The sequence below is a fragment of the Deferrisoma sp. genome (genome assembly GCF_054681715.1).
This window is the reverse complement of sequence record NZ_BAAHFQ010000103.1, coordinates 1-10,645: the sequence shown is the minus strand read 5'-3', so window position 1 is coordinate 10,645 and position 10,645 is coordinate 1. Positions and strand designations below refer to the sequence as shown.

Annotated in this window: 11 protein-coding genes; 9 read left to right on the top strand and 2 right to left on the bottom strand. The window is 72.5% G+C overall.

What is annotated here, in order from left to right; translation table 11 throughout:
* The first annotated feature begins 144 nt into the window (after positions 1 to 144).
* The 6 genes from ACY0I8_RS12955 (at position 145) to ACY0I8_RS12930 (ending at position 6,339) form a co-directional block, all read left to right on the top strand.
* Positions 145 to 591: a PIN domain-containing protein gene (locus ACY0I8_RS12955; RefSeq protein WP_461395081.1), complete on the top strand. Its 447-nt coding sequence runs from the start codon at positions 145 to 147 to the stop codon at positions 589 to 591.
* Positions 588 to 1,427: a DMT family transporter gene (locus ACY0I8_RS12950; RefSeq protein WP_461395080.1), complete on the top strand. Its 840-nt coding sequence runs from the start codon at positions 588 to 590 to the stop codon at positions 1,425 to 1,427. Before ACY0I8_RS12955 ends, ACY0I8_RS12950 begins: the two co-directional genes overlap by 4 nt.
* Before the next feature lie 335 nt (positions 1,428 to 1,762).
* Entirely contained in the window at positions 1,763 to 3,007 is a 1,245-nt protein-coding gene (locus tag ACY0I8_RS12945; RefSeq protein WP_461395079.1) for a CysS/YqeB C-terminal domain-containing protein, read from the top strand.
* The gene (locus tag ACY0I8_RS12940) at positions 3,004 to 3,957 is read left to right on the top strand and encodes a GNAT family N-acetyltransferase (protein WP_461395078.1); all 954 of its coding nucleotides are present in this window, start codon (positions 3,004 to 3,006) and stop codon (positions 3,955 to 3,957) included. The genes ACY0I8_RS12945 and ACY0I8_RS12940 overlap by 4 nt, the downstream gene beginning before the upstream one ends.
* Positions 3,954 to 5,153, top strand: coding sequence for a glycosyltransferase (locus ACY0I8_RS12935; RefSeq protein ID WP_461395077.1), 1,200 nt, complete (start codon positions 3,954 to 3,956; stop codon positions 5,151 to 5,153). Before ACY0I8_RS12940 ends, ACY0I8_RS12935 begins: the two co-directional genes overlap by 4 nt.
* Positions 5,154 to 5,613: 460 nt before the next feature.
* Positions 5,614 to 6,339 (top strand): PIG-L deacetylase family protein, encoded by a 726-nt coding sequence (locus ACY0I8_RS12930; RefSeq protein ID WP_461395076.1) that lies wholly within the window; start codon positions 5,614 to 5,616, stop codon positions 6,337 to 6,339.
* 88 nt (positions 6,340 to 6,427) lie between these two features.
* Here ACY0I8_RS12930 and ACY0I8_RS12925 read toward each other — a convergent pair whose 3' ends face one another.
* Positions 6,428 to 7,105, bottom strand: coding sequence for a histidine phosphatase family protein (locus tag ACY0I8_RS12925; protein ID WP_461395075.1), 678 nt, complete (start codon positions 7,103 to 7,105; stop codon positions 6,428 to 6,430).
* An 87-nt stretch (positions 7,106 to 7,192) separates the two neighbouring features.
* Between ACY0I8_RS12925 and ACY0I8_RS12920 the strand changes: the two genes are divergently transcribed.
* Both ACY0I8_RS12920 and queC read left to right on the top strand, forming a co-directional pair.
* Complete coding sequence (locus tag ACY0I8_RS12920; RefSeq protein WP_461395074.1) at positions 7,193 to 8,428, top strand: LL-diaminopimelate aminotransferase; 1,236 nt, start codon at positions 7,193 to 7,195, stop codon at positions 8,426 to 8,428.
* Positions 8,425 to 9,126, top strand: coding sequence for a 7-cyano-7-deazaguanine synthase QueC (queC, locus tag ACY0I8_RS12915; RefSeq protein WP_461395073.1), 702 nt, complete (start codon positions 8,425 to 8,427; stop codon positions 9,124 to 9,126). The genes ACY0I8_RS12920 and queC overlap by 4 nt, the downstream gene beginning before the upstream one ends.
* A 325-nt stretch (positions 9,127 to 9,451) precedes the next feature.
* On the opposite strand, the gene ACY0I8_RS12910 is transcribed toward queC, so the two are convergent.
* Entirely contained in the window at positions 9,452 to 9,646 is a 195-nt protein-coding gene (locus ACY0I8_RS12910) for a ferredoxin (protein ID WP_461395072.1), read from the bottom strand.
* A gap of 399 nt (positions 9,647 to 10,045) precedes the next feature.
* Here ACY0I8_RS12910 and ACY0I8_RS12905 point away from each other — a divergent pair, with 399 nt between their 5' ends.
* On the top strand, positions 10,046 to 10,606 hold the full coding sequence (locus ACY0I8_RS12905) for a CDP-alcohol phosphatidyltransferase family protein (protein WP_459943230.1): 561 nt from the start codon (positions 10,046 to 10,048) through the stop codon (positions 10,604 to 10,606).
* Positions 10,607 to 10,645: the final 39 nt, after the last annotated feature.

Genomic DNA, 10,645 nt, shown 5'->3' with positions numbered 1-10,645 from the left:
GGACGACGGGGCCATCGTGATCCGGGCGGCCGCGGTCTATCCGCTCGAAACCTATTCCGACGAACGCGTCGCGGAGTTTCTGGCCGGCGACGAGATGTCCGAAGAGGACCGCAAGCGCCTCGCGAGCCTCCTCGGATCCCGGCGATGAGGCCCTCCCTCTTCCTGGACGCCAACGTCCTGTTCACGGCCGCCCACAACCCCGGGGGGTATTCCCGGGCCCTGTTCTCCCTGGCCGAAGCGGGGTTCTGCGCTCTCTTCACCTCCGCGTTCGCCGCCGAGGAGGCCCGTCGCAACCTCTTGCGAAAAACGCCGGGCCGGAACCCGGACTGGAACCGCCTGATTCCCCTCGTTTCCCTGGGGCCCGAACCGCCCCCGGCCCTGCTCGAGCGGCTCGGGGGAACAGGACTTCCGGACAAGGATCTTCCCATCCTGGCGGCCGCCGTGGCCTCCCGCTGCGACGGGTTGGTCACCGGAGACCGGAGGCATTTCGGCCCCCTGCTCGACCGGGAGGTCCACGGGGTGCAGGTGCTCACACCCCGGGCCGCCTTCCACGCCATCGTCGACCGGGCCGCGGGGCGAGGGAATCCGTGATCCTCTCCCCCGGCCAGCGCCGGATGGTGCTCGCCACCCTCCTCTTTACCGTGATGGGCGCCCTGGTCAAGCACCTGCGGCCCATCCCGGCCCACGAGGTGGTGTTCTTCCGGGCGCTGGTGTCCCTCGTGGCCTGCGGCTGGATGCTCCGGCGGGCCGGGAGAAGCCCGTGGGGCACCCACAAGGGGCTCCTCCTCGCCCGGGGGGCCGCGGGCACGGCAGCCCTCCTCCTTTACTTCTACACCCTCCAGCACATGCCGCTTGCCACCGCGGTGACCGTGCAGTACCTCTCGCCGCTGTTCACCGTGGCCCTCTCGGGGCTCTGGCTCCGGGAAGCCGCCTCGGGCCGGCAGTGGGTCGGGTTCGTCGCCTGCTTCGCCGGGGTCGCGCTCCTGAAGGGGTTCGACCCCAGGGTCGGCTGGGCCGTGCTGGGAATCGGGATCGCGGCCGCGCTGCTCTCGGCCCTGGCCTACAACCTGGTCCGGCGCCTGGCCGGGCTCGAGGATCCCCTCGTGGTCGTCCTTTACTTCCCCCTGGTGACCCTGCCCGTGGTGGGGCCCTACACCCTCACCCACTGGGTGTGGCCCCGGGGATGGCAGTGGGTCTGGCTCGTGGCCGTGGGGCTCCTCACCCAGGCGGCCCAGGTCCAACTGACCCGGGCCTACCACCTGGAACCGGCCTCCCGGGTGAGCCACCTCTCCTACCTGGGCTCGGTGTTCGCCCTCGGCATCGGGTACCTCGCCTTCGGCGAGGCGCTTCCCCCGGGCGCCCTGGTGGGCCTCGGCCTCGTCCTCCTGGGGTTGGTCCAGGCCACCCGGGCCGGTAGCACGAAATAGCCCGTTTGGTGGCACGGGAGTTTCCGGGTACACTTTGGGACTTCGGCCGGCGGTCCGCGGTCTGCGGTCTTCGGTCGGAGGGCGACCCGCCGTTCCCGCTCCCCCAGACCATGGGGAGGCCGGGCTGCTGGGGAGCCGACATCTTTCGATGTGTCAGCAGCTTCACCCGGCCCACCCTGTGGGAGCGGCTTCCAAGCCGCGACGCCGTTCCCCTCGGGCCTTCGGCCCGGATCGCGGCGTGGACGCCGCTCCCACACTGGGCCCTGACCCGGCCGTCCCGCCCCACGGTCTGCAAAGCACCGCGGAGCGGGGGTTCCCACTCAACCCGGAGCAGCATGCCAGCCAGCCAGCACCCACAGCCCGCCCGGGGCGTCATCGCCCTCATGGGGTCCGGCGAGTTCACGGCCACCATGGTGGAGGTCCACAAGGCCCTCCTGCGCCGGGCCGGGCCCCGGGCCGTGTTCCTGGACACCCCGGCCGGATTCCAGTTGAACGCCGACCAGATCGCCGAGAAGGCCCAGGCCTATTTCCGGGATCGGGTGGGCCACCCCCTCGAGGTGGCCTCGTTTCGCCGGCGCGACGTCTCCCCCCTGGAGGCCGAGGAGGCGTTTCGGACGCTCCGCACGGCCGATTACGTGCTCGTGGGGCCGGGGAGCCCCACCTACGCGCTCCGCCACTGGCGCGACACCCCGATTCCCCAGATCCTCACCGAGCGCATCCGGGCCGGGGCATGCCTCGTGGCCGCGAGCGCCGCGGCCCTCACGGTGGGCCGGTTCACGCTGCCCGTGTACGAGATCTACAAGGTGGGGGAGGAACCGTTCTGGGCCGAGGGCCTCCATCTCCTGGGCGCCTTCGGCCTGGACCTCGTGGTGGTGCCCCACTGGAACAACGCCGAGGGCGGCACCCACGACACCCGGTTCTGCTACATGGGGGAACCCCGGTTCCGGGACCTCGAGGCCCGCCTGCCCCCGGGACAGGGCATCCTGGGCCTCGACGAGCACACGGCCGCCATCCTGGACCTGGGGGCCGGCGAGGCCGAGGTGCGCGGGATCGGGGGACTCACGGTTCGCCGCGACGGCCGGGAGCGGCGTTACCCGGCCGGCACCCGGCTCCCCCTGGCCGAACTCCTCGAGGAGATCGGCGGCACGGCGGGCCCGGATGCCGAACCGGGGCCGGCAGCGGAGGTCGCCCCGACCGGGGAGCAGGCGGGCTTTTGGGACGAGGTGCACCGGCTCGACGCCCGGTTCCACGAGGCCCTCGAGCGGGGGGACGCCCGGGCCGCCGTGGAGAGCCTGCTGGATCTCGACCGCCGGGTGGCGGCCGAGCCCGACGAGGCGGCCCGGGCCGAGGCCCGGGAGGTCCTGCGGGAGGCGATCGTGCTCCTCGGGGCCGAGGTGCTCCGGCGGCCACCGAGCGCCGAGGCCTGCCTCGCCCCCCTCGTGGAGGCCCTGGTGGCGGCCCGGGAGCGGTACCGAAAGGACCGGCGCTGGGCCGAGGCAGACGCCATTCGCGACGCCCTGACCGGGGCCGGGGTGACCGTGGAGGACACCCCCGAGGGGCCCCGCTGGAGGCTCTCGTGACGGAAACGGCCGAGGCTCGGGCGGTCCCCGACGGCGTGTTGGGGGAGGCGGAACGGGGCGGGCTTCGCTGGCCGGCCCCCTTCACGACCCCGGGCTGGGTGGACGCCTGGGCGTCCACCGTCGGGCGGGGAGATTCCGTGACCTGGATCGTGCCCCGGGAGGGGAACACCCCGATCGCCGCCCTGCCGGTGGTGCTCCGGGGCGACGAGGCCCGGGTGGCGGGGAGCCCCGACCTGTGCGATTACGCCGACCTGGCGGTCTCTCCCGGCCGGGAGCGGGAGGGCTGGGAGGGGGTTCGGGCCCTCCTGCGGGACCGGGGGGTTCGTCGGCTTACGGCCGAGGCGGTGCGCCCCGACGCGGACCTCCTTCGGGCGGCCCGGGCCACGGGCTGCGAGGTGAGAACGACGCCCGCGGGGGTCACGGTGGAGATGCCCCTTCCCCCCACCTGGGAGGGGTACCTTTCGGGGCTCCCCAAACACGAGCGCCACGAGGTCCGCCGGAAGATCCGGCGGCTCGGGGAGGCCGGTTCGGTGACCTGGCGCCGGTCCCGGAGGCCGGACGCCGACCTTACGGTGTTTTTCCGGCTGTTCGCCGAAAGCCGTCCGGACAAGGGCGCGTTCCTCACCCCGGCCCGCCGGGCGTTTTTCGAGCGGATCGCGCGGGTTCTGGCCGCTGCGGGCGCCCTGGACCTCGGCGTCCTGGAAGTGGACGGCGAACCCGTGGCGGCCACCTTCGGGTTCACCTGGGACGACACGGCCTATCTCTACAACAACGGGTTCGCCCCCGCCTGGGCCGGCCGCAGCGCCGGGCTGGTGGCCAAGACCTTCTCGATCCGAGACGCCATCGAACGGGGCTGCCGGCGGTACTCGTTCCTGCGGGGGGACGAACCCTACAAATTCCGCCTGGGCGGCCGGCCCGTGCCGCTCCTGGGCCTGACGGTGCGCCCATGACCCGCTCTCCTTCCTCCCCCGCGCCGCTTCACCTGGCGCTCCTGTGCCTTCACTCGAGCCCCCTGGGCCGGCTCGGCGCCCGGGACACGGGCGGCATGAGCGTCGTGGTGCGGGAGGCGGCCCGCCACCTGGCCCTGCGGGGGCACCGGGTGGACGTGTTCACCTCGCCCCCGGGGGCCCTGCGAAACGGGGTGCAGGAACTCTCCCCCGGGGTACGGCTGGTGGAACTCGACCCCGGGGCACCGGACCGGGCCGGGCTCCCGGAACGGGTGCCGGCGATCGCCCGGCGGATCGAGGCGTTCCGCCGGCGGGCGGGGGCCCGCTACGATCTGGTGCACAGCCACTACTGGATCTCGGGCCTCGCGGGGGAGGTCCTGGCCCGCGCCTGGGGGGTGCCCCACGTGGTGACCTTCCACACCCTCGCCGCGGCCAAGAACGCCCTCGCCTGCGGGGAGGACGAGCCCCCGGCCCGGGTGCGGGCCGAGGCGCGCCTCGCCCGGACCGCCGGCCGGGTCACGGTGCCGAGCCGGGCCGAACACGAGGCCACGACGGCGGTGTTCCCCGGCCTTGCTCCGGCGCGGGTGCCCTGCGGGGTCGATCCCGGGCGATTCCGCCCGGTGCCCCCGGCGCCCAGGCCCCGGGATCGGCGCCTGCTCCTCTACGTCGGCCGGATCACCCCGGTGAAGGGGCTCGACGTGCTCCTGGCCGCGGCGGCCCGACTGCCGTTCCCGTGGGAACTCTGGGTGGTGGGGGGCGAGGGGGAGCCCGACGCCCTGCGGGTCCGCGCCATGGCCCGGGCGGCGGGGGTGGACGGTCGGGTGCGGTACCTGGGCCCCCGCCCCCAGGCGGACCTCCCGGCCCTCTACGCCGCGGCCGACGCCGCGGTGGTGCCGAGCCGGTACGAGAGCTTCGGCCTCGTGATCCTCGAGGCCCTGGCCTGCGGGACCCCCGTCGCGGCGAGCCGGGTGGGGGTGGCCGAGGAGGCGATCGTCCCCGGCCAGAACGGCGCCCTCAGCCCCCCGGAGGACCCCGGGGCGCTGGCCCGGGCGATCGCCGGCGCCGCCGCGCTCGAGCGGGACCCGGACCGCATCCGCCGGACCGTGGCCGGGTTCGGGTGGGCCGAGGCCTCCGGCCGCCTGGAAACCCTCTACCTGGACCTCCTCCGCCCCCGCACCGCCCGGGCGGCGGAAGGGTGATGCTATTGCTCCAGCGGCTGAATAGGAACGGTCCGGGGCATGGGGCCTGCTGGAGCGCCGGACGTGGCTCCTCACGTCGCCGCGCCCCCACCAAGTTTGGATCGCCTTGGAAGATCCCCAGGAGCCCTGTGGGCCCCGCGACGCAGGACAGTAACGTCAGAGGCAGGGCTCGGGGGTGGGAGCGGCGTCCACGCCGCGATTCCGGGCCGAAGGCCCGAAAGAAGGGGCGTCGCGGCTTGGAAGCCGCTCCCACGGGTCGGGACAGATGCTAACGCTGGAATCACAAAGGATTTTAGCGTCCCAGCGTCCTAGCCTCCTGGCGTCCTAGCAGGAAGTTACTGGGAAAAATCAGGAACTTCCGCCACCCGTGCGCCGGCCTACCGGGTTGGCACCGGCGTGAGAAGGCGCTACCGGGACCAACCCCCCACCCGCTTCAGGCAATCGGAAAGGAGACCCGACCGTGCCCCCCACCCCGTCGTCGAACCCGAAGGACGTCTCCCCCGTCGATCTCCTCGTGATCGCGGCCCACCCCGACGACGCCGAGATCGGGGCCGGCGGCACCGTGGCCCGCTGGGCCGCGGAGGGCCGCCGCGTGGGGTACCTGCTCGTCACGAGCGGGGAGAAGGGCACCGACGACCCGGCGGCCGACCCGCGGGAACTGGCCCGGACCCGGGAGGCCGAGCAGCGGGCCGCGGCCCGGGTGCTCGGCGTGGCCGAGGTGGTGTTTCTCCGCTATCCCGACCAGGGGGTGGAGGACACGCCCGAACTCCGAAAGGAGATCGTGCGGTGGCTCCGGGCCTTCCGGCCCGAGGTGGTGCTGACCTTGGACCCCTACCGCCGGTACCTCTGGCACCGGGACCACCGGATGGTGGGCCAGGTGGTGCTGGACGCGGTGTTCCCCTACGCCCGGGACCCCCTGGCCTACCCCGACCTCCTGGCCGAGGGGCTCCGGCCCCACAAGGTGCGGGAGGTCTGGTGCTGGGCCAGCGAGGACCCCAACCACCGGGTGGACATCACCGGGGTGTTCGACCGAAAGGTGGAGGCCCTCCGGTGCCACCGAAGCCAGCTCACAGGCCTCCCCTTCGCCGATCCGGCCGAGTGGCTCCGGCAGAAGGCCCGGGAGGCGGCCGCCGGAACGGACTACGACCTCGCCGAAGCGTTCCACCGCGCCGTGGCGCTGCCGTAGCCGCGATCCGGGCCGAAGGCCCGAAAGGAAATGCGTCGCGGCCTCGGGGGACGCTCCCACAAGGTAGGCACCGGCGCCAACGCTGGAATCACCGAAGCTTTTCGCGTCCCAGCGTCCTAGCGTCCCAGCGTCCTAGCGTTCGAGCGTCCGAGCGTCGATACCCCGCCACCCGGGCGCGGCCGTCGGGCATGACCTCCACGAGCACGATCGACCCCGGCTGGGGGTACCCGTCGGGGATGCCGCAGGGCTGGAGGGCCGCCTTCCGCCGCGGGTCCAGGGGCAGGCCGGAAAGCCGCATCACCAGGAACGCGAGCGGGTCGCCGTGGGTCACGGCGGCCACCGCGGCCCCGGGCCGCCGCCGGGCCGTGCGCCGCAGGAACCGCTCCATCCGGTCCGCCACGCCGCCGGGCTGCTCGAACCCGGGACCCGACCCGGTGTAGAAGTCCTCCCCCGCGGCCCGGGCCTCGGCCAGGGACCGGCCCTCGAAGGGGGTCCGGACCTCGTGGAGGAGCCGGGAGATCCGGAGCCGGAGGCCCGGGTGGCGGGCCAGGATCTCCCGGGCCGTCTGGCGCGCCCGAAGAAGCGGGCTCGCCCAGACCTCGGCCAGGGGCTCCGCCGCCAGGATCTCGGCCGCCCGCCGCGCCTGCTCCCTCCCCTCGGGGCTCAGGCCGAACCGGGGCAGCCGGCCGTAGAGGACGCCGCCGGGGTTTTCCACCTTGCCGTGGCGCACCAGGAACACCCGGGTGGGTCGGGGCTCCCTCTCCATGACTCCTCCTTGACGGGCGGCCGGCACCTCTGCTACCCACAACCGACCCGCTGGATGTCTTCCCCCGAACGGAAAGGATAACGTACCGTGGCGCTCGCGAACGAACACTACCTCAAGCTCAAGGCCGGTTACCTCTTTCCCGAGATCGCCCGCCGGGTGAACGCCTTCGCCCAGGCCCACCCGGAGGCCCGGATCATCCGCCTCGGCATCGGCGACGTCACCCGGCCGCTGGTGCCGGCCGTGGTCGAGGCCTTCCACGCGGCCGTGGACGAGATGGCCCGGCCCGAGACGTTCCGCGGGTACGGCCCCGAGCAGGGCTACCCCTTCCTCATCGACGCGATCCGGGAGAAGGCCTACGCCCCCCTGGGGGTGGACCTGCGGCCCAGCGAGATCTTCATCTCCGACGGGTCGAAGTGCGACACCGCGAACATCCTCGACATCTTCGGCCTGGAGAACCGGGTGGCCATCTGCGACCCGGTCTACCCGGTTTATAACGACACCAATGTGATGGCCGGCCGCACCGGCCCGGCCGACGAGCGCGGGTATTACGAGGGCATCGTGTACCTGCCCTGCACGGCCGAGAACGCCTTCATCCCCGAACTGCCCCGGGAGCGGGTGGACCTGGTGTACCTGTGCTACCCCAACAACCCCACGGGCGCCGTGGCCACCCGGGAGCAGCTGGCCCGGTGGGTGGAGTACGCCCTGGAGCACGACGCCGTGATCCTCTACGACGCGGCCTACGAGGCGTTCATCACCGAGCCGGGCATCCCCCACTCCATCTACGAGATCCCCGGGGCCAAGCGCTGCGCCATCGAGTTCCGGAGCTTTTCCAAAACGGCCGGGTTCACGGGGGTCCGCTGCGCGCTCACCGTGGTGCCCGAGGACCTCACGGCCCGCACCTCCGCAGGCGAGCGGGTGAGCCTCAACAAGCTCTGGAACCGCAGGCAGTCCACCAAGTTCAACGGGGTGAGCTACCCGGTGCAGCGGGCCGCGGCCGCCGTGTACTCCGACGAGGGGTGGGCCCAGGTAAGCCGGGAGATCGCCTACTACATGGAGAACGCCCGGATCATCCGCGAGGGGCTCGCCGCGGCCGGCATCACCTGCTACGGCGGGGTGAACGCCCCCTACATCTGGCTCAAGACCCCCGACGGGCTCACGAGCTGGGAGTTCTTCGACCGGCTCCTGGAGGAGTGCCACGTGGTGGGCACGCCCGGGAGCGGGTTCGGCCCGAGCGGGGAGGGATACTTCCGGCTCTCGGCCTTCGGCGACCGGGCCAACGTGGAGGAGGCCGTGGGCCGGATCCGGGAGCGGTGGGGCCGATGAACTCCGGCCCGCGCAAGGCCGTGGTGCTCCTGAGCGGGGGCCTCGACTCGGCCACCTGCCTCGCCGTGGCCCGGGCCGAGGGGTACGCCTGCCACTGCCTGAGCTTCGCCTACGGCCAGCGCCACGGCGTGGAACTCGAGGCGGCCCGGCGGGTGGCCGAGGCCCTCGGGGCCGAGGAGCACAAAGTGATCCGGCTCGACCTCCGGGCCTTCGGGGGCTCGGCCCTCACCGACGACATCGAGGTGCCCCGGCCGGCCGACGAGGGCGAGATCGGCAGGGAGATCCCGGTCACCTACGTGCCCGCCCGCAACACCATCTTCCTGTCGTTCGGGCTCGCCTGGGCCGAGGTGCTCGGGGCCTTCGACCTCTTCATCGGCGCGAACGCCCTCGACTACTCGGGCTACCCCGACTGCCGGCCGGAGTTCCTCGAGGCGTTCGAGCGGGTGGCGAACCTGGGCACCAAGGCAGGGGTCGAGGGCCACCGGTTCCGGATCCACGCCCCGCTGCTGCGGCTCACCAAGGCCGAGATCATCCGCAAGGGGATCGCGCTCGGGGTGGACTACGGCCTCACGCACTCGTGCTACGACCCGGACCCCGAGGGCCGGGCCTGCGGCGCGTGCGACAGCTGCCTGTTGCGGAAGAAGGGGTTCCGGGAGGCGGGGGTCCCCGACCCGACCCGGTACCGGGAGTGCTATTAACCCGGCGTCAATAGATGCGCGCAAGGAGATCGCGAGGGCATGGGGCCTGCTTCCGGCCGTGCGTGAGTGCGGCATCCGGCTTACGCTGCATCCGGCACTCAGCCGGATGGACGAAACCACTCGAAAACCCTACGCGTTTTCGTCAGCCCGCTTGGCCGGAAGAGTCCCAGCTGTTGGCTGAGTGCCGGATGCAGCGACTTTAGGAGCCACGCCCGGCGCTCCAGCAGGCCCCATGCCCCCGACCGTGTCTATTTAGCCACCGAAGTAATAATGCCTTCGAAAGCATTGCCGGCGGCCGGTGGGGGCCCGGTTCCGGCCGGGTGCGCTACTCCTCGATCACGATCGCGCCCGGGGCGCACTCGGCCGCGGCCTTGCGCACCGCCTCCTCGTGCTCGGGCGGCACCACGTCGACCTTCACGACCCCGCGGAGCTTCTGGTCGTCGTAGTCGAACACCTCGGGGCAGACCTTGTGGCAGTTGCCGTCGCCCATGCACAGGTCGTAGTCGATGCGGACTTTCATGGAATCCTCCTGAGGGACTCGGGCCGGCCACGCCGACCCCGAAGTTGCAACGGGTTGGGGGAGGATACAGCGACCCCACCACCTGTCAAACGGGGGCGGGCCAAAGGCTGGGGGGAATGGTGAATGGTTTTCCGGTGGTTCCTACGTTCCCCCTCTCTCCTTCGGACGAGGGGGTGAGGGGGCAACGCCGTCGCGCCGGGGGGCGCCCCGGGTTCGTTCGACCCTGACACGGATCCCCTCCAGGGGTCAGGGAATCTGCCGTGGCAACATGGTCGGGCGGTCCTCCGACCCCCAGGCCCTGGGCCGCAGGATGGAGAGGACCACCAGGATGCAGGACAAACCGGATTTCGCCGCCCAGCTTCCCAGCTTTCTAACCTTCTAGCCGTTCCGCCGAAGCCCATGTACCGCCACCTGCCCAACGCCCTGACCGCGAGCCGGATCGTGCTGGTACCGTTCCTCCTGTGGCTTCTGGCCGAGGAACGCTACGGCGCGTCGCTGGTGCTGTGCGCCGTGGCCGGGGTGACCGACGCCCTCGACGGGTTCCTGGCCCGGCGGTGGAACCAGGTAACCCGGCTCGGGGCCGTGCTCGATCCCATTGCCGACAAGGTCCTGGTGGTGGGAAGCGTGGTCGTGCTGGCCGGGCAGGGCCGAGTGCCGGCATGGCTCGCGGGGCTCGTGGTGGGCCGCGACGCCCTCATTCTGGGGGGCGCCGTGGTGTACCGGGCCGTGACCGGGGAGCTCGAGATCCGGCCGACCTTGTTGAGCAAGGTGAACACCTTCCTCCAGATCGTGGTCCTGGTGGCCGCCATTCTCGACGGCGCCGGACTCTCCCTGGGCCCGGTGCTCGGCTGGGGGTTCGTGGCCGCCGGCATCACCACCGCCGGGTCGGGCCTCCACTACCTCCTGGCCTGGACGGTCAAGGCCTTCTCCCGGCCCGCGGGGGGCGATTCGCGCCCGTGACCCCCCTCACCCCGGCCCTCTCCCCCTGAGGGGGAGAGG

Bases quoted from the DNA above. Each gene is read 5' to 3' on its own strand.
- ACY0I8_RS12955 (WP_461395081.1), top strand. From the start codon at position 145: ATGAGGCCCTCCCTCTTCCTGGACGCCAACGTCCTGTTCACGGCCGCC.
- ACY0I8_RS12945 (WP_461395079.1), top strand. From the start codon at position 1,763: ATGCCAGCCAGCCAGCACCCACAGCCCGCCCGGGGCGTCATCGCCCTC.
- ACY0I8_RS12935 (WP_461395077.1), top strand. From the start codon at position 3,954: ATGACCCGCTCTCCTTCCTCCCCCGCGCCGCTTCACCTGGCGCTCCTG.
- ACY0I8_RS12925 (WP_461395075.1), bottom strand. From the start codon at position 7,105: ATGGAGAGGGAGCCCCGACCCACCCGGGTGTTCCTGGTGCGCCACGGC.
- queC (WP_461395073.1), top strand. From the start codon at position 8,425: ATGAACTCCGGCCCGCGCAAGGCCGTGGTGCTCCTGAGCGGGGGCCTC.
- ACY0I8_RS12910 (WP_461395072.1), bottom strand. From the start codon at position 9,646: ATGAAAGTCCGCATCGACTACGACCTGTGCATGGGCGACGGCAACTGC.
- ACY0I8_RS12905 (WP_459943230.1), top strand. From the start codon at position 10,046: ATGTACCGCCACCTGCCCAACGCCCTGACCGCGAGCCGGATCGTGCTG.